Here is a 24,599-nt window from a genome sequence, read left to right on the forward strand (position 1 = left end):
CCGCGCGCGCCGAGGGGACTATGGAGATAAGCGATACCGAATTGGGGTCACGGCGCGCACTGGCGCGACCTCGTGTCGCGCCCTCGTTGCGCGAGGGATGACCGAACGAGCGCCGGCAGGCGCGAGTGAGCGAATCGGCTGGGGAGGCGTGTGGTTTGCGGTGGCGTTGCTGGTCGGGTGGATGAAAGGGGCCGCCCGCTCGCGCTTGCGTGGTCGTCTGGGCGGGCACTATTCTCGCCGAGCGTCAGCGAGGCGCGAATATCCCGGCCAGCGACCGCGAGCGGGCGGGGGCTTTCGAGACGTTCACGTCACCTGTTTCCACTGAAACTCATCACGAACAGGTAGAAACGTTCGAGAAACCCACCGTCTCGAAATCATCGATTCCATCGGTCAGATATCCTTATCCCGATAGCCCGAAACCCTGAAGGCATGCACGTCACCGACGAGGACGGCGTCCGCACCGTCACCTTCGACCGCCCGGAAGTGATGAACGCCTTCGACCTCGACGTCGCCGAGGAACTGGCAGACACCATCGCCGACTGCGACCCCGGTGAGCACGACGCCGTGGTCCTGACCGGCGAGGGCGACGCCTTCTCCGCGGGCGGGGACATCCAGGCGATGGCCGAGCGCGAGGAGACGGCCGACGACGCCTACCAACGAGTCACCGAGACGTTCGGTCGTGTCGTCGAAGAAACCCTCTCGGCGCGCGTCCCCGTCGTCGCGAAGGTCAACGGCGACGCGGTGGGCGCGGGCCTCGCGGTCGCGGCCGTCAGCGACTTCGCCTACGCCGCCGAGTCGGCGACGTTCAGTTGCGCGTTCGTCCGCGTCGGCCTCATCCCCGACACGGGCGGGACGTTCATCCTGCCGCGCCTCGTGGGGCTTCGAACCGCCAAGCGACTCGCGTTCACCGGGGAGTTCTTCGGCGCGGCCGAGGCCGCCGAGATGGGACTCATCGACGAGGCCGTCCCGGACGACGAACTCGACGCAGCGGTCGCGGACCTGCTCGACACCCTGCGAAAGCGGCCGACGCGGACCATCTGCCTCGCAAAGCGCGCCATCCACGAGAACCTGGGCCGGGGCTGGCGCGAGGCACTCGACTACGAGAACGTGGTCCAGTCGCAGGCCTACGACACCCCCGAGCACGAGGAGGGCGTCGCGGCCTTCCTGGAGGGCCGAGAGCCCGAGTTCGAGTGACGGTGACGACCCGCTGCACTCCGCGACGTTCCACCGAGCCCCCACCACGCCCAAGGGGTTCACGCCACTACGTCCGACGATGACTCCGCGTCAGGTGATCGGCCACCAGCTCGGCGACGCGATCCGCGAAGCGATTCCGCCGGCGTTGCTTCCAGTGTTCGTCGCCATCACCCGGCTCGGCAATCCGCTGTTCTTCCTGGTGGTGTTCGTCCTCGACTACTGGTTCCGCGACCACGAGCGAGGCGCCCACGCACTCGGACTCGCCGTCGGCGGGATGGCGGTCGTCACCGCCCTCAAGACCCTCTTCGACGCGCCGCGTCCGCCGCCGGCCGTCAACGCCATCCCGATATCGGGATTCAGCTTCCCGAGCGGGCACGCGACTGGCGCGACCGTCGGCTACGGCATTCTGGCGTACGACCTGAAGCTGGGGTCGAAGCGCTCGCGGTTCGCGGTCGCCGGCGCGCTCGTCACCCTCGTCTCGCTGTCGCGGGTCGTCCTCGGGGTCCACTACGTCCGGGACGTGGTCGCGGGGATGGCCGTCGGCGTGCTCTTCCTCGCGGCCGCGTTCTGGCTGACCGAACACGACCCGAAGCCAGCCTTCGTGCTGGCGGTGGCGACGGGCGCGGCCGCGTTCGTCATCAGCGGCGCGAGCCACGACGGCGCGGCCGTCTTCGGGGGAGCGTTCGGCGCCGCCCTGACCTGGGACCGGCTCGGTCCGGTCCCGCCGGTCGAGTCGCTCCGCAGTCGAATCGTACTGCTCGGCGGTTTCCTGCCGATCCTCGGCGGGTTGGCGTACGCTGCCACCGTGATGGAACTGCCCCCTCGGGTGGTGTTCCCGCTCAACGCCCTGCTGTTGGCGGCCGTCCTGGCGTCGCCCCACGCCGTCGACCGCCTCGTCGGAGCGCGACGCGACTCGCGCCGCACCGCGAACGTCGACGGATAGGTGGTTCACGGAGCCTCGAGCCGTCAAGCGAACAGCCGCCGGAAGAACGCGTCGGGCATCGCGTCCAGGAACAGCGCGACCGCGCGCCACCGCCGCGGGACGTAAGCACGGGCCTTCTCCTTCCGGATGGCCGCCGCAATCTGTGCGGCCGCGACCTCGGCCGACACCTCCCAGAACCGACCCTCGTTGGTCGCCATCTCGGTGTCGACGTAGCCCGGAATCATGTCGGCGACGACGACCTCGGCGTCCCGGCCGGCCGCGCGGTACCGCAGGCCGTCGAGGTAGTTCGAGACGAACGCCTTCGAGGCGCTGTAGGCCGGCACCGCGCCGTTGCCGAACCGCCCGGCGACCGACGAGACGCCGACGAGGTGGCCCGCCCCGCGTTCCTCGAAGTGGCGCATCGCCACGTTGGCCATCGCGGCGAACCCCCGAACGTTCACGTCGATGGTTTGGCGCTCGGGTTCCCAGTCGAGCGCCTCGTTCTCGATGCCGACGCCCGCGTTCAGCACTATCAGGTCCGCCCCGTGCATCGCGTCGAGGAGTCGTCGGAGACGGTCCATGGCCTCCTCGGTCTCGGCGACGTCGATTCTGGCGACGTAGCTCTTCGTCGGTAGCTCCTCGCCGAGGGCTTTCAGTCGGTCGAGTCGCCGCGCGACGAGGCCGACCTCGTACCCCTCCGCCGCGAGTTCGCGGGCCAGCGCCGCCCCGATGCCCGAGGAGGCACCGACCACGATGGCGCGTTTCGTCACGTCCGGACCGTCGGTCGGCGGCGTGCTAAACGTTGGGTGACCGGGGCGAAACGCGTCGAAAGGAATCACCGACGACTCAGAGCCCGAGGAACTCCTCGGCGTTCTCCCACAGAATCTTGCGCTGGACCTCCTCGGGGAAGTCGAGTTCCTCGAACTGGTCGAGCCACTTCCCGGGCGAAATCATCGGGTAGTCGGTGCCGAACATCACCTTGTCCTGGAGCAGACTCTTCGCGTAGTGGAGAACCTGGTCGTCGATGTACCGGGGCATCCACCCCGAGAGGTCCATCGAGACGTTGCCCTTCTGCTGGCAGATGGCGAGTTGCTCCTTCTCCCACGGGAAGGCGGGGTGGGCGAGCAGAATTTGCAGGTCGGGGTGTTCGGCCGCCACGTCGTCTATCAGCATCGGATTTCCGTACTTGATCTTCAGGCCGCGGCCGCCCGGCGCGCCTGCCCCGAGCGTGGAGTTACCGCCGTGGAAGACGCACGGGACGCCGAGGCTCTCGATGGTGTCCCAGAGGTCCTCGTGCTCGGGGTCGCTCGGGTCGAAGCCCTGGGCGATCTGCTGGAACTTGAACCCCGAGAGGTCGAGGTCCTTCACCGCGCGTTCGGCCTCCTCGACGCAGTCGTCCTTCAGCGGGTCGACGCTGGCGAACCCGACGAAGAAGTCATCGTACTCGTCGCGAACTTCCGCCACGTAGTCGTTGGGCACGGGCGGGTTGCCGGTGTTCGTCTCGGCGTCCCACCCCAGCAGCACTGCCCTGCCGATGCCGCAGTCGTGGTACTCCTCGATGAGGTTGTCGTAGGTGTCGGTCTCCATCGTCGCGCCGAACTTGTTCGCGGCGTCCCGCATCATCTGCCCGCCGGCGTCGTGGAGGAACTCCTCTGTCGGCTGGTGGCAGTGGGTGTCGATGATCGGGTAGTCGTCCTCGTGGTCGGCGACGACGTCGAGTGCCATGACCCGGTGTACGCGGCCCCGAGGAAAAATACCGCCGATTCGTACCATCCCGCGGACGAAACCTCGGACCTATCTATCCGTATTCGTACGTGTCACCATCACGGATATTCAAGTAGTGTCGGTCTACAGAGAACGGTAGTCATGGTCGGATTCACGACAGTGCTGGTGCTGTTCGCCGCACTGCTGGCGGTCTACAGCGTCGTCAAGTATCTCGGGTCCGCGCACAACAACCTCGTTGAGGCCCGCGAGCGATGCGAGAAGGCCTGGAGCGACGTCGACGTGTTGCTCGAACGACGTGCCGAGGAGGTCGGCAACCTCGTCGACGTGACGCGCGAACACGTCTCCCACGAGCGCGAACTACTGCAGGACGTGATGGACGCCCGCGAGCGGGTCGTCGAGGCACAGCGCCCCGAGCAGGCGACCGAGGCGGTCGTCGCGATGCAGGACTCCCTCGACGAGGTGTACGCGCTCTCCGGGGAGTACCCCGAACTCGCCTCCAACGAGCGGTTCGACGAACTCACCGACAGCATCCGGACGCTCGAGAGTCGCATCGAGACGCGGCGCGAGCAGTACAACGACGCCGTGGGCACGTACAACGCCCGACTCCAGCGACTGCCCGAGCGGTACGTCGCCGACTACCGCGGGTTCGACCGCCGGATTCCGTTCGTCGCGTCGGCGGACGCCCGCGACGGCATCGACGTGAGCGAGCGACTGTCGCCGTCCGCCGACGACTGATGGTGTTCGGATACGTCGTCTACCTCGGTTTCCTCGTCGTCTCCGGCGGCGCCGTCCTGGTCGGCGTCGGCCTCGTCAGGGACGGCTTCCGCGAGTGGCGGGAGTTCAACGCGCTCGTGGACGTGCCGGTCGCGTCGCTCGACGCCGTCGCCGTCGGCGAAGCGGCGGTGGCCGGGACGATACGTCCGCGAGGTTCGCCGACGACCGTGCCGGTGGGCGAGGGGTACTGCGTCTGTTACGAGGTCAGCGTCTCCGATAGCACCGACGCCACGGCCGTCCACGAGGAGCGCGACCACGTTCCGTGCGAGGTAGACGACGGCGACGGAAGCATCCGACTCGACCCGAGCGACTTCGCGTTCGACCTGACCGACGACCGAACCGAGTCGTTCGCGTTCAAGAGCTACGACGAGATTCCGGCGCGGGCGCGCGACTTCCACGAGACGCGCGACCTCCCCGACAGGGGGATGCGCCGCGACCGGACCGTCGAGTACGCGTACCTCCGACCCGGCGACGAGGTGTACGCCTACGGCCGTGTCCGCCCGGACGAAAAACCAACCGACGGCGACGAGAAAGCGGTCGTGCTGACCGGGGGCGAGTCGGGGTTCCTCTCGAACAAGTCGCGGGAGGACCTCCGGAGCGAGCGCCGGTACGCGCTCGGGAAGGCCGCCACGACCGGCGTGGTCGTGTCGACGCTCGGTCTGGGCGGGTTCCTCTGGCTCTCGGGGTTCGCCCAGTTGTTCCTCGGCGCGTGATTCGGGTCGTCGCGGTCGCTCTCACTCCTCTGCGCGCAGTCCCTCGCGCGTTCCCTCCGCGGCGCCGACGAAGAGTCCGGCCGCAATACCGCGTACGACGAGGTGGACCACCAGCGCGACCGGCAGTCCGAGAATCGCGACGCCCCACGTCACGACGTCGGACGGGGCGCTCCCGGTGACGGCCTCGTACCCGCGAAAGCCGCCGGCGACGACGAGGACGAACGTCGCGAAGTACGTCAGGACGAGGACCCAGAACCGTATCGTCCGGTAAGACTCGTGGACGAACGCCCGCACCGACCGCGGGACCGACAGGTCCGTCACGCTCGTCAACGCCGACCCAACGCGTTCGAGCGTGACGACGAGCCACCCGAGCGCGATGATGGGGTACTCGGCGAGACGAACGTCGCCCTCGGCCCACCGCCGGGCCGTCCGGAACTCCTCGAGTTCTGTCGTCACGACGCGCCACTTCGGCGGTTCGGGGGCGGTGTCGGGGTCGGCGAGTCGCCGGGTGCAGTCGTCGCAGAACGTCGCCGGGCGGTCGTCGAGTTCCGCGAGCATGTTCGCCGACTGCATCACGCAGCCGTCGTGGGTTTCGAAGCCGAACAGGCCGCCGACCGCGTAGAGGCAGAGTTTCGCCAGCCGACGGCGGGCCTCGTCGTCGAACGACTCCCCGTCGAGAACGCGGTCCGTCGAGACGACGGCGAGCCGTCCGCCCCTGTTCGTCACGCCGAAGAGTCCGAACTGGTCGGCGGTCCGGACTGGGACGTCGGTGACGCCGATAGCGAGGTCGAAGTCCTCTCCCACCGGGTCGGCGGTTCGCGCGAACAGGTTGTCCGCCTCGACTGGACCGCCGTCGTGCTCCGGGTCCGGAGTGGACTGCGATTCGAAGACCGTCGACGCGACGCCCAGTTCCCGTTCGAGCGTGTCGCCCGCACACCGGACCGCCGTCTCCGACGGGCCGCCGACCGGGACGACGGCGACGCGCGGCGCGCCGTGAGGTAAGAGTGACATGTCTGTCGAGGACGACACGGCTCCGGGACTACTTTGTTTCGGACGCTATCATGTCTGAGAACGAGAAGTCGGGACCGTCGGTCGGCGGAACTACGCTTCCTTCTTCTTGATGAGGAACTTCATGTCGCCCTCGAAGACGACGGTGTCCTCCTGGTTGGTCATCACGGTGTCGATGACGACCAGGCCGGAGTCGTCCCGACTGCTGATGTCCTTCTTCTCGACGACTTCCATGTCGAGGCTGATAGTGTCGTCCATGTAGACGGGGTTCGGGATGTCCATGTAGTTCATCCCGAGGAAGGCGAGGACGGTCCGCTCCAGGAAGCCACAGCGATAGACGAACCCAGTGGCGAGGACGAACGTCATCGGGCCGTGGGCGACGCGCTCGCCGAAGTACTCGTCTTCGGCGTACTCCTTGTTGGTGTGGAGTTCGGTCCAGTCGCCCGCGAACGCCGAGTGCTGGACGAAGTCGTACTCGGTGACGGTGCGACCCACGCTCTCGAAGGTCTGGCCCTCCTCGAAGTCCTCGAAGTGGTGCGGCGTGTAGCTGTAGGGCATACTCCTTCCTTCTGTCGGTCGGGGTAAAATTCTATGGTATTCGAGGTTCGGGCAGCGCGTGCGTTCCGCGTGGGGTGAATTCGGTGTTCCGGGCGTGCTTTCACAAACGGGAACGCACCTTCGAGGGGACACCATTCCGGAAAATCCTCCTCTGGTTCTCATACGATACAGACGAAACCGCAACTACAACAGTAACCGCGACCGCTACTCGCACGACACAACTGAGTGACCGCACCGCAACCACAACCGCCACACGCCTCCCCAGCCGATTCGCTCACTCGCTTCGCTCGTTCGCTCATCCCTCGCACGACGAAGGCGCGGCACAGGGCCGCGCCAGCGCGTGCCGGCTTCCTTCCGGAGATTCCCCGCTACCACCAAACCCCGACCGAGCGCGGATTTATAAGTGAAGGCGCGACCAAGTCACCCCATGGCAGACGTCTCCGACGACCAGCGCAAGAAGATCGCCGCCGACCCGTTCTGCGAGACGCTCGGCATCGAACTCGCGGACCTGGGTCCGGGCACCGCGACGACCGAACTCGTCGTCACCGAGGACCTGCTGAACTTCCACGGAACGCCCCACGGCGGCGCCGTCTACTCGCTCGCCGACGCCGCGTTCGCGGCCGCCTCGAACGCCGAGGGTGACGCGGCGCTGGCGATGGAGACGAACGTCTCGTACTTCGAGGCGGTCGAGGTCGGCGACACGTTGACCGCCGAAGCCGAACGAATCCACGAGCGCGGGCGGACCGCGTCCTACCGGGTCGACGTCACCGCGGAAGGCGGCGACAGCGTCGCCGCCTTCCGCGGTCGGGTGTACCTCCCCTGAGCTACCGCTGCCTACCTCCAGGTGACCCCGGACTACCCTCCGGGCCGAGACGCACCACGGCGTCCCGCTCGAACTCGTAGACGCCGGTTCCGTCGTTGGCGGTCACGTAGACGTTTCCCTCGACCTTGTCGGTCACGGTGCCGACCAGCGTCTCGCCGGTCGGGAACGAACAGCGGACGGTGTCGCCGTCCTCGATTGTGGCCATCTTGTGGTCCGGTCCCACACCCGGGTTATCAAGGTTTCTCTCACGTCGCCCGCGAGTTCGATTCGCCCGCGCCGCGGCCGAACAGTTCGGGGAGTGTCCCCCGGCGGCCCCGTCAACCCGAATCCGCCGGTGAGGTGAAGGGACTGGGACCCCTCTTCTCCGTATGACGTATCGAACGACCCTCGGCTGGTCGCTGGTGTCCTCGGGCATCGTCACACTGCTCATCGACTTCTTCCCCGGCGACTCGGTGTGGTGGGGAATCGGCTTCCTCGTCCTGGGTGCCATCCTCCTCTACGTCCGGCAGTGACGGAGCGGACAGGCGATACCGCGAGCGCCGCGGATGATTGAAACGCCGCTTTCGGTTATCCACACGCTTTTGGTACCGGCGACTCGTTAGCCGGTATGAAGCGCCGCCCGTTCCTCCACTCGCTGGCCGCCGCCGGCGTCCTCGGCGCCGGCTGTCTCGGTGCGACCGACGCCCCGCCCGATTCGGCGCTGGCGAGCGACGCCCGGACGACCGACGGTTCGACCGCCGGAACGTCCGACCCAGCCGGCAGCGACGCCGCCATGACTGTCGAATCCGTCGAGACGTTCGAGTACGTGATCCGACTCAACGACCTGGGGAGCGACCCGGGCGGCGGCGTCACCGCCTACTCGGACCTCAAGTCCCGAGAGCGAGCGGTCGTGGACGCCGCCCTCGACGGCGGCTACGAAACCGACAACCCGCCCGAGTGGCTGACGAGGTTCGCCGGCGGGACTCCGATGGTGCGCCGGGACGGCGCGTACTACCGACTGAACCACACGCTCCCGACCACGACCATCGAGGCGAAGGCGGTCGGCGAAAGCGCGGTGTCCGGGGCGGTCGCCACCTACGAGGAGTACGAAGCGGCCGTGACCCACGACGGCGTCGTGAGCAGCGGACTGCTCCGAATCGCCCAGAAGGGAGGGGTCGACCTCACTTACGTCTGGCCCGCGCTCCGGAAGTTCCTCGACGCCTACGACGCCGTGAAGTACCACGGAGAAGTCGTCGACTTCTCCGTAACCGTCGAGGACGCCGGGGCGCCGTACACCGTCTCCGCCGCGGAGATATCGACATCCGAGGCCGTCGGCGGGTCGGTCTGGAACGCGTCGAACGCCTCCGCGGAAACCCGACGGCTGGTCCGCGCGGCCGGGAACGCCTCGGGGACCTACGGGTTCGGCGACGCGCCCGCCGGTTTCATCGAGAACCTCGACGCCCACGAGTACGTCTACCTCGACGGGACCTTCTACACGGCCTACGTCGAGAAACGCGAGTCACTACCCGTCTCGGTTTCGGCGGCGTTCGCGGACGCGACGACGGCGAGCGGTGGCGAACTCCGACTCGCGCTCCGCAACGACGGCGACAGCGAAGTTCGAATCACCTGCGGCGCGCCGAAACCGTTCGGCGTGCTCCACTTCCGCCCGAAGGGAGACACCGACGGGAAGCAGCGACGCCTCCTCTGGACCGACGCCTACGAGGAGAGCCAGTACGTCAACACCGACGGCCGCGAGGTGACGTCGATTCTCGACATCGGCCTCGCCACGAAACTCGGCCCCGGCGAGGAGGCGACTCGAACCTTCGAACTCCCCGCCGACCTGCCGAGCGGCGAGTACGTCGTCGAGGATTCGCTCGGCGTCGACGCCGAAAACGGCGGGACGCTCAGGTATCGCGTGACGTTCCGCGTCTCGTAGGCCCGTGCGACCGACTCGCTCGCCGGCGCGGCCCGTCGGGCCGCGCCGGCGAATAGTTCTCGTGACAGGCTATCGTTCGTTGCGAGCGATTCTGTAGCCAAGGGTATCGCGTCGGGTCTACCGAAGCGACGACCCGAGCGCGCCCAGTACCGCGAGACTCCAGCCGAGCAGTCCGAGTCCGTAGAACAGGAGCCTCTCGCGCACCGGCATGTCGGACGACCCCGGCGAAAGTTGCATGCCTTCGACCGTCCCGCCGATTTCCGCGGACTCGGCGTTACCGGTTCCCGCGGCGCTCACCGGACCCGTAGTCGCGGCGCCGAGGACGACGAGGAGGACGCCCGCCCCGGCGAGCAGAAGCATCACCAGTCCCGACCGGGTGGCGAAGTACGCGATGCCGACCGTGACGAGCGCCCACAGACCGGTGTAGACGGCCATCGGTCGCGCGAGCGGAGCGAGGTTCATGGTTTTGGACGACTCTCCGTCGGCGAGATAAGCTTTGTGTCCGCCGTGAGACGACCGACCCCGCTCAGCGGTGGTCGTAGACGCGTTTGACCTTCCCGACCTCGGTGCGTTCGAGTTCGCCCGGTTCGACCACCTCGACCTCGTCGGGTTTGACCTCCAGGACCTCCCGGAGCTTCCCCTCTATTTTCTCGCGGAGTTCCTCGGGCGACCCCTTCAGCCCCTCGTGGTGCTCGACGGTGATCTCCATCCGGTCCAAGTTGTCCTCGCGGTAGAGGTCGATGCGGTAGTGTGGCGCCACGTCGCCCAGCCCCAGCATGACCTCCTCTATCTGGCTCGGGTAGACGTTGACCCCGCGGACGATGAGCAGGTCGTCGGCCCGGCCCATCACGTTGTCCATCCGGACCGCGGTCCGGCCGCACTCGCACTCCTCGTAGTTCAGCGAGGTGATGTCGCCGGTCCGGTAGCGCAGGACGGGCAGAGCCTCCTTCGTGAGGGTCGTCAGGACGAGCTCACCCTCCTCGCCCTCCGGCAACGGTTCGCCGGTCTGGGGGTCGACGACCTCGGGGTAGAAGTGGTCCTCCCAGACGTGCAGGCCCTCCTGGGCGTCCTCGCACTCGATGGAGACGCCCGGGCCGATGATCTCGGAGAGACCGTAGACGTCCACCGCGGTCACGCCGAGCGCGCGCTCTATCTCCTCGCGCATCGGGTCGGTGAACGGTTCGGCGCCGATGACGACCCGCGACAGCGGGAGGTCCCGGACGTCTATCATCCTATCTTCGGCGGCCTCCGCGACGTAGAGGCAGTAGGAGGGCGTGCAGGCCAGCGCGTCGCTGTCCAGGTCCCGGAGCATGTCGAGTTGGCGGGCGGTGTTGCCCCCGCCGGTCGGGATGACGCAGGCGCCCAGTTCCTCGACGCCGTCGTGGAAGCCTAGGCCGCCTGTGAACAGCCCGTAGCCGTAGGCGTTCTGGACGGTGTCGTCCTCCCGGATGCCGGCGGCGTACAGCGACCGGGCCATGACCTCGTTCCAGACGTTGAGGTCGCCCTCGGTGTAGGCGACGATTTTGGGCTTGCCGGTGGTGCCCGAGGAGGCGTGGATTCGGCGCACGTCCTCGTGGTCCACGGCGAACAGGCCGTCGGGATACTCCTCGCGGAAGTCCTCCTTGCGGGTGAACGGGAGCTTCGAGACGTCGTCGACGCTCCGGATATCGTCGGGCGAGACGCCCGCCTCGTCGAGCGCCTCGCGGTAGAAGTCGACGTTCTCGTAGGCGTACCGCACCGTCTCGGCGAGTCGTTCGTCCTGGAGGTTTCGGAGTTCGTCGCGGGAGGCCGTCTCGATTTCGCTGTAGGCCATGCTATCCGTTGGTTTGTCAGAAGGTATCAAAACTGTTTGGCCGGGCGCGGGCGTCGGAGATTCCCTCCGACGTCGGGTCGAACGACGCCTGCGGAAACCGACGCCGCCGCCTTAGAAGCCGACCCGAGCGACGACCAGCGAAACCGCGCCGACCAGGAGGAGCGTCAGCGCGAGCAATGCGACCGGCCCCGTTCCGGCGTTCCGGAGGTCCTCGACCGCGATGGTCGTGCCGAGACCCGCGAACGCGACGAGAAAGAGCCAGTCGTACGCCGACTCGACGACGGCGACTTGCGACGGCGTGAAGGTTCCGGCGGCGGTCAGGACGACCATCGCGACGAACCCGAGGACGAACGTGGGGAACCCGTCCCAGACCCGCCGGAGCGTCGCCGTCGTTCGGACCGATTCGACCGACTCGCCCGCGTCGACCGACGCGGGCGAATCGGCGTACGCGAAGGAGTAGACGACCACGAGCGCGCCCAACAGCGCGTTTCTGGTCAGTTTCGTCACCGTGGCCCACTGTCCGGCGACCTCTGAGTAGGCGAACCCGGCGGCCGTGACCGGACCGGTGCTGAACATGCTGAGGCCGGCCCAGACGCCGAACGCGCGGTCCGAGAGCCCGAGGGCGTGACCGACCGCCGGAAAGGCGAAGAGCGTGAGCGCGTCGAATAGCAGAATCGCGCTGGTCGCGTAGACGACGTGGTCCTCGTCGGCCCGGACGCTCCCCGCGACGGCGACGACGGCCGAGACGCCGCAGACGCTCGCGCCGGCCGCGACCAGCGACCCGAGTCGGCGGTCCAGTCCGAGGAGGTAGCGCGAGCACGTCTCGGCGACGACGAGCGAGAGCGCGACGACGCCGACCACGGCGAGCGCGAGCGGGACGCCGGCGGCAAGCACCGAGTCGAGCGAGATTCGCACGCCCATTAGCACGATGCCGGCTTCGAGCAGGCGGTCGTACGTCCGGACGCCCGGTTCGAAGACGGACGGGACGCCGACGACGTTCGCGACGACCGCGCCGAGGACGACGGCGGCCAGGAGCGGGTGGAGGGGAGCGACGGCTCCGACAGCCCGGGCGAGTGCGCCGACGGCCACGAGGAAGACGAGTCCGGGAAGCAAGACGAAACCAGGGAGCGAGACGAAACCGGGCGGGACGCGGCGGTCCGTCATCGCGACGGGGTGCGCTTGGGAGTTGACCGGTATCGGCGCGGTCGGGCGGCGAACTCGGTCGGGGACGACGGACCTGCCATCTCGTTAGAAGCGTCGTCCGGGGCCGTGATGAGACTTTCCAAATTCGCGAGCGATTCGCCCCGCGACGGCACATATTTCCCGACCCGGGCGGAATGGTTTCGCATGCGCGACGCCTACCTCGTCGGCGCGGCCCAGACCGACTTCGGGTCGTTCCCCGACGAAAGCTACCGGTCGCTGTTCCGCACCGCCTTCGAGGGTGCAGTCGAGTCCGTCCCCGACGGACTCGACCCCGACGACGTCGAGGAGGCGTTCGTCGGCACGCTCGGCGTCGGCGGTCGTCAGTTAGGACTGTCGGGTCCCGCAGCCACCGAACACGTCGGCCTCCACGGCATCCCCACCACGCGCGTCGAGAACGCCTGCGCGGCCTCGGGGTACGCCGTCAGACAGGCCGTCCAAGCGGTCAAGAGCGGGATGGCCGACGTGGTGCTCGCGGGCGGCGTCGAGATAATGACCGACGCCTCCAGCGACGCCACCAAGTACTGGCTCGGCGTCTCGGGCGAAACCGAGTGGGAGCGGCTCTCGGGCACCACGTTCGCCGGCGTCTACGCCCAGATGGCCGACGCCCACATGGCCGAGTACGGGACCACGAGCGAGCAACTCTCGCACGTCGCGGTGAAGAACCACCGGAACGGCGCGAAGAACCCCCACGCCCAACTGGGCTTCGAGTGTTCGCTGGAGGACGCCGAGTCGGCCCAGACCGTCGCCGACCCGCTGACGCTGTATCACTGCTGTCCGACCACCGACGGCGCGGCCGCCGCGCTGGTCGTCAGCGAGGACGTGGTGGACGACTACACCGACGACCCCATCCGGGTCGCGGGCGTCGGCGCCGCGAGCGACGCCGTGGGCCTGTTCCAGCGCGACAGCTACACCGGCATCGAGGCCTCCCAGCGGGCGGCCGAAATCGCCTACGAGCGGGCCGGCGTCTCGCCCGAGGACGTCGACTTCGCGGAGGTCCACGACTGCTTCTCCATCGCCGAGATTCTGGCCTACGAGGACCTCGGCTTCTGCGAACCGGGCGAGGGCGGCCGACTGGCCGAGTCGGGCGCGACCGCGCTCGACGGTGACCTGCCGGTTAACACCTCCGGCGGCCTCAAGTCGAAGGGCCACCCCATCGGCGCGACCGGCGCGGGCCAGGTCGTCGAGGCGTTCAAACAGCTCTCGTGCGACGCGGGCGACCGGCAGGTCGAGGGTGCGACCCGCGGGCTGACCCACAACGTCGGCGGGAGCGGCGGGGCCGCGGTCGTCCACGTCTTCGAGCGCGAGGCGCGAAGCGCCTCGGACGGGTCGAGCGCACGCAGTGCGCGAGACGGCGAATCGGAGGTGGCGGAATGACGGAAGCGCCCAGAATCGAGGCCGTCGGCGCGTACGCCCCTCGATTCCGTATCTCCGCCGAGGCGTTCGAGGAGGCGTGGGGGCAGTTCCACGCCGCGGGCGTGAACTCGAAGGCGGTGCCGGACGCCGACGAGGACGCCGTGACCATGGCCTACGAGGCCGCGACCCGCGCGCTCGGCGCCGCCGAGCGCGCGGGCGAGGAGGTCGCGTTCCTCGCGTTCGCCTCGACCACGCCCCCGCTCGCGGAGGAGGACCTGACCGTCCGCCTCGGCGGGATGCTGGGCGTCCCCGCGGACGCGACCCGGCACGTCTTCACCGGAAGCACGCGGGCCGGGACGCGGGCGCTCGAAGCGGCGTTCTCGGCCGGGCCGTGGCGCGCGAGGGGTGACCAGAAAGAAGTGCGCGACGACCAGGCCGACGCCGTCGGCCTGGTCGTCGCGGCCGACTGTCCCCGGGGCGAACTCGACAGCGCGGAGGACCACGCCGCCGGCACGGGCGCGGCCGCGTTCGTCCTCTCGGAGTCGGGCGACGCGGAGGTCGTCTCGCGGGCGGAGTACGCCGCCGAGTACCCTGGCACACGCTTCCGGCGGGCGGGCGGCGACGCGGTCGAAGGACTCGGGGTCACCAGCTACGACCGGCAGGCGTTCACCGAGGCGCTCGCCGGCGCCGTCACCCAGTTCGAGGGCGTCGGCGCCGACCTTGACGCCGCGGCGGTCCAGGCCCCCGACGGGAAACTCCCCTACCGGGCGGCGGGCGCGCTCGGGGTCGAAACCGAGACCATCCAGCGGGCGGCGACCGTCCACGAACTCGGCGACACCGGCGCGGCGAGCGTCCCGCTCGGACTGGCGAAAGCGCTGGCGCAGGGCGACCGGCGCGTGCTGGCGGCGTCGTTCGGCAGCGGCGCGGGCGCCGACGCCCTGCTGGTCGAGGTCGCGGGAGACGGCGTAGCGAGCGAACTCGCGATCGACGGCGGCGACGCCGTGAGCTACGCCGAGTACCTCCGCAAGCGCGGCGAGGTCACCTCGGGGCCGCCGTCGGGCGGCGGCGCGTACGTCAGCGTCCCGTCGTGGCGGCGGAGCCTCGACCAGCGCCACCGCTTGGTGGCCGGGCGGTGTCCCGAGTGCGGCGCACTCAACTTCCCGCCGGAGGGCGCGTGCAACGCCTGCAAGACCCTCGTCGAGGAGTACGAGGACGTGCGGTTGACCGGCGAGGGCACCGTCGAGGCGGCGACGGTCATCTCGCAGGGCGGCGCGCCCCCGGAATTCGCCGAACAGCAGGCCCAGTCGGGCGACTTCGGCGTCGTGGTTGTCGCGCTGGAGGGTCCCGACGGTGATTCCGCGAGCGTTCCCGCCCAGGTCGTCGGGCCGGCATCGGAGTCGCTGGACATCGGCGACCGCGTCGAGACGACGATGCGACGCATCTACACCCAGGAGGGCGTGACGCGGTACGGATTCAAGGTCAGGCCGACGTGAGTCGGGGACACCTCAGTCGCGCTGGGTCGGCGGACGCGGTTCGAGTTCAGTCTCGGCCGTCACGACCACGATACCGTCGGGGTCAGTCTCCACGACCGGGACGGCGATGGCACTCGTGTCGGAGCCCTCCTTGCGGTACGCCGACAGCCTCGTTCCGGCGAGTGTAAGCGTCCCGAGCGGATTCTCCTTCGTCACCATCGAGCGGACCTCCGGTGCGATACCCGACGGCAGTCGCTCGTAGGCGACCCGATCAGCCGGCGCCGGCGACGCCGGTCGAACACGGACTTCCCGACCGGTGAAATCGTCCTCGTTCGAGTCGAGAAACCAGTCGAAGTCGACGTACACCTCCCCGGGGTTCGCGTCGTCACTGGTCGACGGGCTCTCGTTGGCCGGGTAAGCAAACACCGCGATCGACCCTTCGTGGCACTCGATCTCGACCGGCTCGCCGGGCGAGAGTCCGAGTCGGTTCATCACCTCGCGATGGAGGCGACAGCGACCGCGCGCCGAGTCGGAGACGTACTGCTCGGCGACCCGAAGAGTGGCAGCCTCTCCAGAATCCATATCGTTAGTATCGACGCGATATCGTAAAAATCGGTCCCTGAGCGGGTTCAGCGTCTCGACACGAGGTTTCGGAGCACACGGCGCAACCCGTCTCGCAACCGGACGACGCGTTCTCGGGACTGGCAGTTGGTCGCGGCCGACCCCGGTGAGCGGCGGGAAGTAAACGCTTAACCGCTCACCGGACGCCGTTTCACCCGATCATGAAAGTCGCCGTACTAGGCGCCGGCACCATGGGTCACGGCATCGCCCAGGTCTCGGCGATGGCGGGCCACGACGTGACGATTCGGGACATAGAGGCCGAGTTCGTCGAGGACGGCATCGACGCCATCGAGGAGAACCTCCGGGGCGGCGTCGAGCGCGAGAAGGTCACCGAGGACGAGATGGCCGACGCGCTCGAACGCATCTCCGGAACGACGGACCTCGCGGAGGCCGTCTCGGATGCCGACCTCGTGGTCGAGGCGGTGCCCGAGGATATGGACCTCAAGAAGGAGACGTTCGAGGAAGTCGAGGCCAACGCCCCCGGCGACGCGGTCATCGCCTCCAACACCTCCTCGATGTCCGTGACGGAGATCGTCTCGGCGCTCGACGACCCGAGTCGGGGAATCGGCCTGCACTTCTTCAACCCGGTCCACATCATGCAACTCGTCGAGGTGGTCGTGGGCGAGCAGACCGGCGAAGAGACCGTCGCGTTCGCGACCGACTTCGTCGACGATATCGGCAAGACCGCCGTCGAGGTGCAAGACGCGCCGGGGTTCGCCTCTTCGCGGCTGGGCGTCGCGCTCGGCGTCGAGGCCGTCCGAATGGTCCAGGAGGGCGTCGCCAGTCCGCGGGACATCGACGCCGCGATGGAACTGGGGTACAACCACCCGATGGGTCCCATCGAGTTGGGCGACGTGGTCGGCCTGGACGTGCGCCTCGACATCCTCGAACACCTCCGCGAGGAACTGGGCGAGCGGTTCCGGCCGCCCCAACTCCTCCGGAAGAAGGTCCGGGCCGGAAAGCTCGGCAAGAAGACCGGCGAGGGGTTCTACGTCTGGGAGGACGGCGAAATCGTGGGAACCTCCGGCGACTGGGGTGACGAAGAATGAGCGAGGACGGCGAACCGGCCGACGACCAAACCGACTCCGCGCCGGGGAGTCCCCAGGCGGTTGGCGCGGAGTGCGAAACCGTCGATGTCGCGGTCGGCGACCGGGTAGAGGGCGTCGCCACCGTCACCATCTCGCGACCCGACGCCCGGAACGCCCTGAACGCCCAGGTCCGCGCGGAACTCAAGGACGTGCTGGACGCCATCGAAGCGAGTGACGTACGCGTGGTCGTCCTCACCGGTTCGGAGGAGTCCGGCGCGTTCGTCGCGGGCGCCGACGTGAACGAACTCCGCGAGCGCGGCCCCTTCGAACAGCGCGAAGCGAGCAAGCGCCCGCGAGTCTACGAGTACGTCGACGACCTCCGACAGCCAGTCATCGGTGCCATCAACGGCCACGCGCTCGGCGGAGGTTGCGAACTCGCCCAGGCCTGCGACACCCGCATCGCCCGCGAGGACGCCAAACTCGGCCAGCCCGAGATCAACCTGGGAATCATGCCGGGCGGCGGCGGCACCCAGCGACTCCCCCGACTCGTCGGGGAGGGCCAGGCGATGCGGCTGATACTGTCGGGCGAGATCATCGACGCCGCGGAGGCTCACGACATCGGCCTCGTCGACGAGGTCCGCGAGGAGGACGACTTCGAAGACCGGGTCTACGAACTCGCGGGCCGGATGGCCGACAAGAGCCCGCTCGCGCTGGAGTTCGCCAAGAAGGCGGTGAAGGCGAGCAGCCGAACCGACCTCGAACGCGGCATCGAGTACGAGGCCGAACTGTTCGCCCAGTTGTTCGCCTCGGAGGATAAGAACGAGGGCATCGACGCCTTCTTCGAGGACCGCGACCCCGAGTGGCAAGGTAAGTAGCCCGAGCTCGAACGGGAAACGGGGAACGGGCGGGGCAAACTCCCGACGCGACCGCGGCGCCGCGGTCGCGTCGGGAGTCGGCTTACTCCAGTTCGATGCGCTCCGCTGTGGCGGCGTACCGCTCGTAGGTGTCCCGTCCCCATTCGAGCGCCGCCGGCGCGTCGTTGACGGCGACGCCCCGGAGTTCGCCCCCCTGGGTGTAGACGATGAGGCCGACGGCGTCGGCGGCGCCAACGCCGACGCCGTCGGCCTCGCCGTCCCGGTCGACCAGTATCAGTCCGAACGGTAGCGTCTCGTCGGTCCCGTAGACCGAGAGGCGGCCGGTCGCGGCCGCCTCGGAGAACTGGTCCGGAAAGTCGGTTTCCAGGTACTCGACCACCGGGCGTTCGAGGACGATTTCGGCGGTCATCCCCGAGAGAATCTCCTCGTAGAAGAGGTCGACGTACCGGGGGAGCGCGACGGGCGCGAGCGCCCACGCCCGGTCCACGCCCCTGACCAGTTCCTCGATGCGACTCACCGGGAGATTCGGTGCGTGCCGTTCCGTGAGCACGAGGTCGGCCCCCTGGAGGGCGTCGGTCGTCATGGGCGCGTTCGGCGGGAGCACCGACAGCAGAGGTTCGTACCGGCGCACGTCGTCGACCAGTTCGACGAACGACCGGTAGCGCTCGGTGAGCAGTCGTCCGACCAGCGTGAGACGCGGGCCGGCGTCAGTCTCCTCGACCAGCCCCGCCGATTCGAGTTCGCGGACCGCCTTGTACACCGTCGAGCGCGAAACCTCCAGGTCGTCGCGCAGGTCGCGCTTGCTGGTCGGGCCGGCCGCCAGTCGGTCGAGGAGCGTCCAGCGCTTTCCTATCGTCCGTATCGTCTCGCCGTCGTCGGAGTCGTTCTCGTCGCTCATTGGCCCCTCCCCGTTCTCGGAGCGTTTCTTCCAGTTGTTATATCGCTACGACCGTATGTGTTGTGCCTAGACGAGTTTCGCCGACGTGAACGCGTTTCGACCGTCGAAACGCGTCCGATTCCATCGCCGCTCGGTTCGCACCCGAAACGTGTTCGGGTAGTTACAGTCAAACGTACCCGTGACTACCACCCAGTGTAGCCACCGGGAGGAGGACCATGATCGGAAACAAAGACGGACGAACCGCACCGCGCTCGCCCGCACCGACGACCGAGGAGGCCACGGAAGACCTGCTGTCGACGCTCGCGCATCCGATTCGACGGTGCGCGTTGTCGGCGCTCGAATCCGAGACGGGACGGATCGCCGTCACGGACCTCGCTCGGCGAATCGACGACCGAACCCCCAGCGGCGCTTCTACGGGCGGAGACGAGAGCGAACGCCTGGCTCTCGCGCTCCACCACAATCACCTGCCCCGGCTCTCGGCCGTCGGACTGATAGAATACGACGCCGACCGAAACGTCGTCACCGGGACCGACGAGGCGCTCCTCGGCGCGTGCCTCGACGCGGTGGAGCGATTCGAACCGTAACGGCCCCTCGCGCGGCGGTTCGCCGTCGGACGAGAGCGGCGTGGCAGCGCGGGCGCTCGCGCTCGCGTGACCTTCGGGCTTATGTTCGGGGCGCGTCATTCGGGCAGTATGACCGAGCGCGACGGTTCTCGCCGCCCCGAATCCGAGTCCGGTTTCGCGGCGACCCCCGGCCGCAACCCCGATTCCGATGCCGCGGCGATATCCGGCCCCGAATCCCGGGCCGACGCCGAGTCGGCGTCGGACGAATCGCCCGGTATGGACGACCTGTTCGAGGAACTCGAGGCGCTGGCGGAGACGGTCGACACGCCCGCCGAGCGCCGGCAGGTCCGCGAGACGATGCGGGTCGCCCGCGAGGTCGAGCGACCGAGCGCGTTCGGCCGGGTCATCCGAGGGTTCGACCGTCACGACGCCGCCGAGGCGCTGGTCGGGAGCGTCCTCGTCGGCGTCCCCATGGCGACAGAGGGCGGCACCTACGAGATCGGGACGTTCCTCGCGTCCAACCCGCTCGCGCTCGGTGTCACGCTCGTCGCCACCGTCGCGGTGGTCGTGGGCGTGCTCTACGTCGCCGACATACAGCAGGTCGAGATACACCGCCCGTACTTCGGGGTCGTCCCCCGGCGACTGCTCGGCGTGACCGTCATCTCGTTTCTCACCGCGGTCGGGATGCTGACGGTCTGGGGCCGGGTCGACTGGGCCGACCCCTGGCTGGCGGTCTGCCACTCGTCGGTGGCGTTCGCGCCGATGGCCGTCGGGGCGGCGCTGGGCGACATCCTCCCTGGGTCGTGAACCGGAGAGTTCCGGGTTCTCGGGACGTATGGCCCGCAAAGGGGGCCATACGTCGGGGTCGCGGCCGAGGCGCGGGCGCGCCTCGGCCACGATTCTACGAAGGTGACGGCGGTCCGACGCGAACCGACACAAAGTATATCACGCGGGTTAGTCTATTGTTACCTGTTCGCATAGAACATTGGGTGAGACGTAATGCAGGAATGTCCACACTGTGGCTCGGAACTGAGTCGGCGGACCAACTCGCAGATGCGCCGGAACGGCGACCCGCTCGGCGGGAAAAGCACCGGCGCAGAACTCGTCTCCTGTCCGGACTGCGACGGCATAATCGACGGTTTCTCGGCGCACTGACCCGCCGACGACCGATTCTTTTTCGGCCGAGCGCGACGCTCAGCGCAGTTCCGAGAGCGTCTCGCGCGCGTTCTCGACCGCCTTCTCCTTCTTGGCGGGGTAGGCTTCGACCTTCGCGCGGAGCGTGATGCCCTCGCCGAGCGCGACCTGGCCCCGGTAGGCCGCCTGCTTGTCCAGGCGCAGGAACAGCGAGCAGTTGTCGTCGACGCGGTCGTCGAGTTCGTCGAGCACCGACTCGACGTCGGGGAGGTCGGCGAGTTTCGAGAGGACGTGGCGCATCTCGTCGGCGCGTTCGACCCGCGCGGAGAAGACGACGATGCGGTCGCCGTGGTGGCCCTCGCTCTCGGTGCGCTCGACTTCGAACTCCTCCGGAAGGAAGGTTCGAAGCGCCTGCTCAACGCGCTTGTCGTCCTCGGTGGCGTAGCAGAACGTCCGCAGGTCCACGTAGTGAAACGGAATCTCGGCCATTGGGCGAGCGTAGGACGGCCGCCCTGAAAAAGACGTTCCGTTGGGTCGGCCGCGGTCCCGCCGATTCCGACCGGCACTCGGTCGACCGCCGAGATTCGAACGAGGCGCTCGGTCGAGCGGTAGAAGCGAACTACTCCTCGTCTTCGGCGGCCTCGAGCGAATCCTCGGGGATGCCGGTTTCCTGACCGTCCTCGAAGCTGACGGAGTAGGTGGCGTCGCCGAACATGTTCTCCATGACCTGGGTAACCGTCCCCTCCTCGCCGTCGTACTCGCTGTGCTCGTCGTGCAGGATGACGCGGTCGTCTTCCTCGAAGCTCATGCGTCGAGATACCCCCGCGGGTCGTAAAAGCGACCCGATTCTCGGTCGCCCGTGGGCGTTCCGGTCACGACGTGGGTCGTCCAGTCGTGCTGTTCGTCCGGGTCACTGCCGGAGTCGTCCGGTCACCGCCGAGGGACAGGGTCGCCGCCGCGGGCGTGTCGACACGCCCGCGGCGGCGACTCTGCGACTCGATTTGCGTTCCATTCCACTCGACCGAAGGCTTATTCCAGCGGCCGTACAACCCCCGGAATATGACACTTCGGCACGTTCCGCGTCCCCCTCTCCGCTCGCCCCCGGTCGCTCGCACTCCGCCGACGGCGCGATGACGACGCTCGACGACCTCTGGTATCTCGCGACGCGGGCCGAACAGCAGGCCGAGCGGACCTACCACCGGTTGGCCGACGACCACGGCGACTTCCTCGACCGGACGCACGTCGACCGCGTCTCACGGCCCCGGTTCCGGACGCTCGCCGAGCGAGTGCGCGAAACCGGCGCGCCCTACGGCGCCCACTCCGTCGTCCACCGGCCGTCGGGCGAACTCCTGCTCGTCTGGCACGAGGGCGTCGAAATGTGGGTCGTCCCCGGCGGCGGCGTCCGACCCGAGGAGTCGCTGCGGGAGGCCGCCGAGCGGGAACTCCGGGAGGAGGCGGGCGTCGAGGCGACCTTCGACGGCCTGGCGATGGCGATTCGGGTCGTCGTCGAGTGCGCGGACTACTCGACGTGGGGCGTCCTCCCGCTGTTCGAGGCCCGGACCGAGGCGGCCGTCGCGCCGACCGTCGCCGACCCCGACGGCGAGATAACCGACGCCGGGTGGTTCGCGGAACTCCCGGAGAACACCCGGGACCGGGAGGACCTGTTGGCGTGGCGAGAGCACGTCGTGGGGTAATCCACGGAATTTATCTTCCCGGAAACTGTCGTAGCGACCAACGAACGCGGGTCACGCCGTCACCGACCGCATACTTCCGCCGGCGGACTCGTGGTGGTCGTTCGTCCGTAAGACAGAACACCCAGAGAAAAACGATGGACGAAAGTATTCATCTCTCGGCCGACATCGACGTCACGCACGACGAATCGAGCGGTGTCTACAGGGCGACGTACGCCCGAGATTGTGACGAGTCGTTGAGTACCGTCGTCGTGAGTATCGTCGCCGCTATCGCCGAAGTCGATCCGCTCGACCTCGAACCGCTGCGAAACCACCTCGACCCGGACGCGCTAGACGACCTGTTCACGCCCACCCACAGCGGGTGCGAGCGTCCGGCGGGCGAGGTTCGATTTCCGTTCGCGGGCCATCGCGTCTCTGTCTCCGCGAACGGGGACATCGAGATTCGACCGCAGGAGTGAACCGTCGTCCGACTCGGGCGACCGTCGCCAGTGATAGCCGGGTCGCCGGTCCGTCCGGACCGGCGACCCGGTAGCCGCAGGTAGGTCCGTTCGTCGGGCCGCTCTTCGGTTCTCTCAGTCCGGGCCGCCGTGCGAGACGCCCTCGCGCGCGTCGGCCCGCATCCGCCGGAGCGCGGCCCGGGCGTTGCTGGCGTCGTAGCCGAACAGCACGTTCTCGCCGTAGGCGTCGGCGACCTCGGCGGCGTGAATCAGGTCGTCGACGTCCACGTCGACCGCGTAGAGTTCGACGCTGAACGGCGCGTCCAGCGCGTCTTCGAATCCGCTGGCGATGACTTCGAGCCAGTAGGTCGTCGAGTACGCCATGTCGTACAGCGGGACGACGAACTCGTCGACGTACTCCGTCAGCGCGTCGAGGTCAAGTCCGGCGCGCTCGTGGAGGTGGCCCGGGTACGGGTCGGGGTAGAGCGTGAGGTAGGTCCGACCCGGAATCCGGTCGGCCGCCTCGGCGACGAACTCCGTGATGACGTCGGCGCGCCACTCGAAGCGGTCGTCGTACTCGCTCGCTTCGAACCGTTCCCGACACCGCTCGCAGTAACAGTACTCTTGGCGCGGGAATCCGACGTCGTCGAGACGCACGTCGGGGTTGACCGCGGCGCAGTCCTCGACGATTTCGAGGAGGCCCGCCCGGTAGTCGTCGTGGGTCGGACAGACGTACGCCCAGTCGAAGTAGGGTCGCTCACGGGTCGCGGGCGCGCCCACGTCGCTGACCGGCGCGAGCGACGGGTCGCGTTCGACCGCGGCGTTGTCACCGAAACACGAAACCATGTTGACCCCCGATTCGAGGGGTTCCGCGGCCCGGCCGGTGACGTCCTTGACCTCGTAGAACCCCAGGTCGAACTCCGACCACTCCGTCTCCTCCTCGTTTCGCGTCACGACGCCGTACATGCACGCTCGTTAGAAACGGGGCGGGGTAAGTCGTTCGCTCTCTGAACCGCGGGCGGCCGGCCGTCGCCCGACCGCCGGACCGCGGGCGCTATCCGCGGTTGCACCCCTGGGGCAGACTCACGTTCGCGGTGGTTCCCCCCGAGATGGAGCCGACCGACCACTTGCTCACGTGACCCTTGATGACCAGCGCCTCGCCGACCTGGCCTCCTTTCACCGTGATGTCGGGCTTGTCTCCGCTCGTGGTGGGGTCGAAGGCGGCGCTGTCGTTCGCCCGCGGCCCGATAGTCATGTTCCCGCACCGTATGGCGTCCTCGACGACCATGGTGTCGATGACGACGCCCGAGACGGTCTTGTTCTTCGTCCAGTGGCGGTCGATGGTCCGGTTCTGGACGTTCGGGTCGATGAACTGCCCGCCGGGCACGCTCAGCACCGACTTGTTGCGGACGACGAGCGTCCGGGCGGTGACGTTCTTGAGTCGGGCGCGTTCGAGTTCGAACTCCCCGATGGTCACGTTCCGGAGCGTGACGTTCCGCTGGACCCCGTTCGGCGTGGTGGCGTTCCGGACGACGACCTTCCGGACCGTGACGTTCAGGACCGTCGAGTTCCGGAGGAGCCACGTCTTGATGGTGACGTTGTCGAGCGACACTTTGTACTGCAACGGTCGTTGTACCGGCGAGTCGTCTACCGCTGTCGGGCGGTCGGCCTGGACCCGACCCGGACGCTCGTCCGAGAACGGACGCTCGAGGTCGGCGGCCGGCGCGCCGCCGACCGGGGCGACGCCGGCCAGCAGGACCAGCGCCGACAGGACGACTGCGGCGGTTGCTCGTGCGTGCATTTCCTCGCAAAGTACGGCGCGGCGAAGAATAAACGAACGCGACCGTTCCGACCGTTTTCGCGCGAAACCCCGCGTTTC

30 protein-coding genes are annotated in these 24,599 nt (G+C 68.3%); 16 read left to right on the forward strand and 14 right to left on the reverse strand.

Annotated elements, in window-relative coordinates; genetic code table 11:
* Positions 1-429 precede the first annotated feature (429 nt).
* Positions 430-1,194, forward strand: coding sequence for an enoyl-CoA hydratase/isomerase family protein (locus NGM07_RS03505; protein WP_253517159.1), 765 nt, complete (start codon positions 430-432; stop codon positions 1,192-1,194).
* A 79-nt stretch (positions 1,195-1,273) separates the two neighbouring features.
* Positions 1,274-2,137, forward strand: coding sequence for a phosphatase PAP2 family protein (locus tag NGM07_RS03510; RefSeq protein ID WP_253517160.1), 864 nt, complete (start codon positions 1,274-1,276; stop codon positions 2,135-2,137).
* A 23-nt stretch (positions 2,138-2,160) separates the two neighbouring features.
* Here NGM07_RS03510 and NGM07_RS03515 read toward each other — a convergent pair whose 3' ends face one another.
* Complete coding sequence (locus NGM07_RS03515; protein ID WP_253517162.1) at positions 2,161-2,886, reverse strand: SDR family NAD(P)-dependent oxidoreductase; 726 nt, start codon at positions 2,884-2,886, stop codon at positions 2,161-2,163.
* Positions 2,887-2,962: 76 nt separating this feature from the next.
* Complete coding sequence (locus tag NGM07_RS03520; protein WP_253517172.1) at positions 2,963-3,841, reverse strand: amidohydrolase family protein; 879 nt, start codon at positions 3,839-3,841, stop codon at positions 2,963-2,965.
* 141 nt (positions 3,842-3,982) lie between these two features.
* Here NGM07_RS03520 and NGM07_RS03525 point away from each other — a divergent pair, with 141 nt between their 5' ends.
* Positions 3,983-4,576 carry a LemA family protein gene (locus tag NGM07_RS03525; protein ID WP_253517173.1) on the forward strand — a complete coding sequence of 198 codons (594 nt, stop codon included), beginning with the start codon at positions 3,983-3,985 and terminating at the stop codon, positions 4,574-4,576.
* Positions 4,576-5,328: a hypothetical protein gene (locus NGM07_RS03530; RefSeq protein WP_253517175.1), complete on the forward strand. Its 753-nt coding sequence runs from the start codon at positions 4,576-4,578 to the stop codon at positions 5,326-5,328. The genes NGM07_RS03525 and NGM07_RS03530 overlap by 1 nt, the downstream gene beginning before the upstream one ends.
* 21 nt (positions 5,329-5,349) lie before the next feature.
* On the opposite strand, the gene NGM07_RS03535 is transcribed toward NGM07_RS03530, so the two are convergent.
* Both NGM07_RS03535 and NGM07_RS03540 read right to left on the reverse strand, forming a co-directional pair.
* Complete coding sequence (locus tag NGM07_RS03535) at positions 5,350-6,339, reverse strand: zinc metalloprotease (protein WP_253517177.1); 990 nt, start codon at positions 6,337-6,339, stop codon at positions 5,350-5,352.
* A gap of 90 nt (positions 6,340-6,429) precedes the next feature.
* Complete coding sequence (locus tag NGM07_RS03540; RefSeq protein WP_253517180.1) at positions 6,430-6,894, reverse strand: MaoC/PaaZ C-terminal domain-containing protein; 465 nt, start codon at positions 6,892-6,894, stop codon at positions 6,430-6,432.
* 427 nt (positions 6,895-7,321) lie between these two features.
* Between NGM07_RS03540 and paaI the strand changes: the two genes are divergently transcribed.
* The gene (gene paaI / locus NGM07_RS03545; RefSeq protein WP_253517183.1) at positions 7,322-7,717 is read left to right on the forward strand and encodes a hydroxyphenylacetyl-CoA thioesterase PaaI; all 396 of its coding nucleotides are present in this window, start codon (positions 7,322-7,324) and stop codon (positions 7,715-7,717) included.
* A gap of 1 nt (position 7,718) precedes the next feature.
* On the opposite strand, the gene NGM07_RS03550 is transcribed toward paaI, so the two are convergent.
* Positions 7,719-7,922 (reverse strand): hypothetical protein, encoded by a 204-nt coding sequence (locus NGM07_RS03550; protein WP_253517186.1) that lies wholly within the window; start codon positions 7,920-7,922, stop codon positions 7,719-7,721.
* Between the two features lie 163 nt (positions 7,923-8,085).
* Here NGM07_RS03550 and NGM07_RS03555 point away from each other — a divergent pair, with 163 nt between their 5' ends.
* Together NGM07_RS03555 and NGM07_RS03560 are read left to right on the forward strand one after the other, a co-directional pair.
* Positions 8,086-8,229, forward strand: coding sequence for a hypothetical protein (locus NGM07_RS03555; protein ID WP_253517189.1), 144 nt, complete (start codon positions 8,086-8,088; stop codon positions 8,227-8,229).
* A gap of 95 nt (positions 8,230-8,324) precedes the next feature.
* Positions 8,325-9,632 carry a DUF8130 domain-containing protein gene (locus NGM07_RS03560; RefSeq protein ID WP_253517192.1) on the forward strand — a complete coding sequence of 436 codons (1,308 nt, stop codon included), beginning with the start codon at positions 8,325-8,327 and terminating at the stop codon, positions 9,630-9,632.
* A gap of 117 nt (positions 9,633-9,749) precedes the next feature.
* Here the strand turns inward: NGM07_RS03560 and NGM07_RS03565 are convergent, their stop codons facing one another.
* From NGM07_RS03565 to NGM07_RS03575, 3 genes are all read right to left on the reverse strand, one after another.
* The gene (locus NGM07_RS03565) at positions 9,750-10,094 is read right to left on the reverse strand and encodes a DUF8070 family membrane protein (protein ID WP_253517194.1); all 345 of its coding nucleotides are present in this window, start codon (positions 10,092-10,094) and stop codon (positions 9,750-9,752) included.
* Between the two features lie 64 nt (positions 10,095-10,158).
* The gene (gene paaK, locus NGM07_RS03570; protein WP_253517199.1) at positions 10,159-11,445 is read right to left on the reverse strand and encodes a phenylacetate--CoA ligase PaaK; all 1,287 of its coding nucleotides are present in this window, start codon (positions 11,443-11,445) and stop codon (positions 10,159-10,161) included.
* Positions 11,446-11,556: 111 nt separating this feature from the next.
* On the reverse strand, positions 11,557-12,609 hold the full coding sequence (locus tag NGM07_RS03575) for a YeiH family protein (protein ID WP_253517201.1): 1,053 nt from the start codon (positions 12,607-12,609) through the stop codon (positions 11,557-11,559).
* Positions 12,610-12,792: 183 nt separating this feature from the next.
* Here NGM07_RS03575 and NGM07_RS03580 point away from each other — a divergent pair, with 183 nt between their 5' ends.
* Both NGM07_RS03580 and NGM07_RS03585 read left to right on the forward strand, forming a co-directional pair.
* On the forward strand, positions 12,793-14,022 hold the full coding sequence (locus NGM07_RS03580; protein WP_253517204.1) for a thiolase domain-containing protein: 1,230 nt from the start codon (positions 12,793-12,795) through the stop codon (positions 14,020-14,022).
* Entirely contained in the window at positions 14,019-15,494 is a 1,476-nt protein-coding gene (locus tag NGM07_RS03585; protein ID WP_253517206.1) for a zinc ribbon domain-containing protein, read from the forward strand. Before NGM07_RS03580 ends, NGM07_RS03585 begins: the two co-directional genes overlap by 4 nt.
* 12 nt (positions 15,495-15,506) lie before the next feature.
* Here NGM07_RS03585 and NGM07_RS03590 read toward each other — a convergent pair whose 3' ends face one another.
* A complete protein-coding gene (locus NGM07_RS03590; protein ID WP_253517208.1) occupies positions 15,507-16,055 on the reverse strand; it encodes a CDC48 family AAA ATPase in 549 nt (182 codons plus the stop codon).
* A gap of 200 nt (positions 16,056-16,255) precedes the next feature.
* Between NGM07_RS03590 and NGM07_RS03595 the strand changes: the two genes are divergently transcribed.
* Positions 16,256-17,143: a 3-hydroxyacyl-CoA dehydrogenase family protein gene (locus NGM07_RS03595; protein WP_253517221.1), complete on the forward strand. Its 888-nt coding sequence runs from the start codon at positions 16,256-16,258 to the stop codon at positions 17,141-17,143.
* Positions 17,140-17,997, forward strand: coding sequence for an enoyl-CoA hydratase/isomerase family protein (locus NGM07_RS03600; protein WP_253517224.1), 858 nt, complete (start codon positions 17,140-17,142; stop codon positions 17,995-17,997). The genes NGM07_RS03595 and NGM07_RS03600 overlap by 4 nt, the downstream gene beginning before the upstream one ends.
* Before the next feature lie 82 nt (positions 17,998-18,079).
* Here the strand turns inward: NGM07_RS03600 and NGM07_RS03605 are convergent, their stop codons facing one another.
* Positions 18,080-18,895 (reverse strand): helix-turn-helix transcriptional regulator, encoded by an 816-nt coding sequence (locus tag NGM07_RS03605; protein ID WP_253517227.1) that lies wholly within the window; start codon positions 18,893-18,895, stop codon positions 18,080-18,082.
* A gap of 215 nt (positions 18,896-19,110) precedes the next feature.
* Between NGM07_RS03605 and NGM07_RS03610 the strand changes: the two genes are divergently transcribed.
* The 3 genes from NGM07_RS03610 (at position 19,111) to NGM07_RS03620 (ending at position 20,613) form a co-directional block, all read left to right on the forward strand.
* A complete protein-coding gene (locus NGM07_RS03610) occupies positions 19,111-19,479 on the forward strand; it encodes a DUF7344 domain-containing protein (protein ID WP_253517230.1) in 369 nt (122 codons plus the stop codon).
* Positions 19,480-19,587: 108 nt separating this feature from the next.
* Positions 19,588-20,265 carry a DUF2391 family protein gene (locus NGM07_RS03615; protein WP_368410229.1) on the forward strand — a complete coding sequence of 226 codons (678 nt, stop codon included), beginning with the start codon at positions 19,588-19,590 and terminating at the stop codon, positions 20,263-20,265.
* 192 nt (positions 20,266-20,457) lie between these two features.
* Positions 20,458-20,613: a hypothetical protein gene (locus tag NGM07_RS03620; protein WP_253517231.1), complete on the forward strand. Its 156-nt coding sequence runs from the start codon at positions 20,458-20,460 to the stop codon at positions 20,611-20,613.
* A 39-nt stretch (positions 20,614-20,652) separates the two neighbouring features.
* On the opposite strand, the gene NGM07_RS03625 is transcribed toward NGM07_RS03620, so the two are convergent.
* Entirely contained in the window at positions 20,653-21,081 is a 429-nt protein-coding gene (locus NGM07_RS03625) for an RNA-binding protein (RefSeq protein WP_253517246.1), read from the reverse strand.
* Positions 21,082-21,211: 130 nt separating this feature from the next.
* A complete protein-coding gene (locus NGM07_RS03630) occupies positions 21,212-21,400 on the reverse strand; it encodes a DUF1918 domain-containing protein (protein WP_253517248.1) in 189 nt (62 codons plus the stop codon).
* Positions 21,401-21,722: 322 nt separating this feature from the next.
* Between NGM07_RS03630 and NGM07_RS03635 the strand changes: the two genes are divergently transcribed.
* Positions 21,723-22,286 carry an NUDIX domain-containing protein gene (locus NGM07_RS03635; protein ID WP_253517250.1) on the forward strand — a complete coding sequence of 188 codons (564 nt, stop codon included), beginning with the start codon at positions 21,723-21,725 and terminating at the stop codon, positions 22,284-22,286.
* Between the two features lie 134 nt (positions 22,287-22,420).
* Positions 22,421-22,741 (forward strand): HalOD1 output domain-containing protein, encoded by a 321-nt coding sequence (locus tag NGM07_RS03640; RefSeq protein WP_253517252.1) that lies wholly within the window; start codon positions 22,421-22,423, stop codon positions 22,739-22,741.
* A 114-nt stretch (positions 22,742-22,855) separates the two neighbouring features.
* Here the strand turns inward: NGM07_RS03640 and NGM07_RS03645 are convergent, their stop codons facing one another.
* Both NGM07_RS03645 and NGM07_RS03650 read right to left on the reverse strand, forming a co-directional pair.
* Positions 22,856-23,686: a hypothetical protein gene (locus NGM07_RS03645; protein ID WP_253517253.1), complete on the reverse strand. Its 831-nt coding sequence runs from the start codon at positions 23,684-23,686 to the stop codon at positions 22,856-22,858.
* Positions 23,687-23,774: 88 nt separating this feature from the next.
* Positions 23,775-24,521: a hypothetical protein gene (locus tag NGM07_RS03650; RefSeq protein ID WP_253517255.1), complete on the reverse strand. Its 747-nt coding sequence runs from the start codon at positions 24,519-24,521 to the stop codon at positions 23,775-23,777.
* Positions 24,522-24,599: the final 78 nt, after the last annotated feature.

This window comes from Halorussus vallis (assembly GCF_024138165.1).
GTDB classification, from domain to species: domain Archaea; phylum Halobacteriota; class Halobacteria; order Halobacteriales; family Haladaptataceae; genus Halorussus; species Halorussus vallis.

What these genes read in the sequence shown, in the direction of transcription:
- NGM07_RS03505 (WP_253517159.1), top strand. Translation starts at nt 430, where the DNA reads ATGCACGTCACCGACGAGGACGGCGTCCGCACCGTCACCTTCGACCGC.
- NGM07_RS03510 (WP_253517160.1), top strand. Translation starts at nt 1,274, where the DNA reads ATGACTCCGCGTCAGGTGATCGGCCACCAGCTCGGCGACGCGATCCGC.
- NGM07_RS03520 (WP_253517172.1), bottom strand. Translation starts at nt 3,841, where the DNA reads ATGGCACTCGACGTCGTCGCCGACCACGAGGACGACTACCCGATCATC.
- NGM07_RS03525 (WP_253517173.1), top strand. Translation starts at nt 3,983, where the DNA reads ATGGTCGGATTCACGACAGTGCTGGTGCTGTTCGCCGCACTGCTGGCG.
- NGM07_RS03530 (WP_253517175.1), top strand. Translation starts at nt 4,576, where the DNA reads ATGGTGTTCGGATACGTCGTCTACCTCGGTTTCCTCGTCGTCTCCGGC.
- NGM07_RS03535 (WP_253517177.1), bottom strand. Translation starts at nt 6,339, where the DNA reads ATGTCACTCTTACCTCACGGCGCGCCGCGCGTCGCCGTCGTCCCGGTC.
- NGM07_RS03540 (WP_253517180.1), bottom strand. Translation starts at nt 6,894, where the DNA reads ATGCCCTACAGCTACACGCCGCACCACTTCGAGGACTTCGAGGAGGGC.
- paaI (WP_253517183.1), top strand. Translation starts at nt 7,322, where the DNA reads ATGGCAGACGTCTCCGACGACCAGCGCAAGAAGATCGCCGCCGACCCG.
- NGM07_RS03550 (WP_253517186.1), bottom strand. Translation starts at nt 7,922, where the DNA reads ATGGCCACAATCGAGGACGGCGACACCGTCCGCTGTTCGTTCCCGACC.
- NGM07_RS03555 (WP_253517189.1), top strand. Translation starts at nt 8,086, where the DNA reads ATGACGTATCGAACGACCCTCGGCTGGTCGCTGGTGTCCTCGGGCATC.
- NGM07_RS03560 (WP_253517192.1), top strand. Translation starts at nt 8,325, where the DNA reads ATGAAGCGCCGCCCGTTCCTCCACTCGCTGGCCGCCGCCGGCGTCCTC.
- NGM07_RS03565 (WP_253517194.1), bottom strand. Translation starts at nt 10,094, where the DNA reads ATGAACCTCGCTCCGCTCGCGCGACCGATGGCCGTCTACACCGGTCTG.
- paaK (WP_253517199.1), bottom strand. Translation starts at nt 11,445, where the DNA reads ATGGCCTACAGCGAAATCGAGACGGCCTCCCGCGACGAACTCCGAAAC.
- NGM07_RS03575 (WP_253517201.1), bottom strand. Translation starts at nt 12,609, where the DNA reads ATGACGGACCGCCGCGTCCCGCCCGGTTTCGTCTCGCTCCCTGGTTTC.
- NGM07_RS03580 (WP_253517204.1), top strand. Translation starts at nt 12,793, where the DNA reads ATGCGCGACGCCTACCTCGTCGGCGCGGCCCAGACCGACTTCGGGTCG.
- NGM07_RS03585 (WP_253517206.1), top strand. Translation starts at nt 14,019, where the DNA reads ATGACGGAAGCGCCCAGAATCGAGGCCGTCGGCGCGTACGCCCCTCGA.
- NGM07_RS03590 (WP_253517208.1), bottom strand. Translation starts at nt 16,055, where the DNA reads ATGGATTCTGGAGAGGCTGCCACTCTTCGGGTCGCCGAGCAGTACGTC.
- NGM07_RS03595 (WP_253517221.1), top strand. Translation starts at nt 16,256, where the DNA reads ATGAAAGTCGCCGTACTAGGCGCCGGCACCATGGGTCACGGCATCGCC.
- NGM07_RS03600 (WP_253517224.1), top strand. Translation starts at nt 17,140, where the DNA reads ATGAGCGAGGACGGCGAACCGGCCGACGACCAAACCGACTCCGCGCCG.
- NGM07_RS03605 (WP_253517227.1), bottom strand. Translation starts at nt 18,895, where the DNA reads ATGAGCGACGAGAACGACTCCGACGACGGCGAGACGATACGGACGATA.
- NGM07_RS03610 (WP_253517230.1), top strand. Translation starts at nt 19,111, where the DNA reads ATGATCGGAAACAAAGACGGACGAACCGCACCGCGCTCGCCCGCACCG.
- NGM07_RS03615 (WP_368410229.1), top strand. Translation starts at nt 19,588, where the DNA reads ATGACCGAGCGCGACGGTTCTCGCCGCCCCGAATCCGAGTCCGGTTTC.
- NGM07_RS03620 (WP_253517231.1), top strand. Translation starts at nt 20,458, where the DNA reads ATGCAGGAATGTCCACACTGTGGCTCGGAACTGAGTCGGCGGACCAAC.
- NGM07_RS03625 (WP_253517246.1), bottom strand. Translation starts at nt 21,081, where the DNA reads ATGGCCGAGATTCCGTTTCACTACGTGGACCTGCGGACGTTCTGCTAC.
- NGM07_RS03630 (WP_253517248.1), bottom strand. Translation starts at nt 21,400, where the DNA reads ATGAGCTTCGAGGAAGACGACCGCGTCATCCTGCACGACGAGCACAGC.
- NGM07_RS03635 (WP_253517250.1), top strand. Translation starts at nt 21,723, where the DNA reads ATGACGACGCTCGACGACCTCTGGTATCTCGCGACGCGGGCCGAACAG.
- NGM07_RS03640 (WP_253517252.1), top strand. Translation starts at nt 22,421, where the DNA reads ATGGACGAAAGTATTCATCTCTCGGCCGACATCGACGTCACGCACGAC.
- NGM07_RS03645 (WP_253517253.1), bottom strand. Translation starts at nt 23,686, where the DNA reads ATGTACGGCGTCGTGACGCGAAACGAGGAGGAGACGGAGTGGTCGGAG.
- NGM07_RS03650 (WP_253517255.1), bottom strand. Translation starts at nt 24,521, where the DNA reads ATGCACGCACGAGCAACCGCCGCAGTCGTCCTGTCGGCGCTGGTCCTG.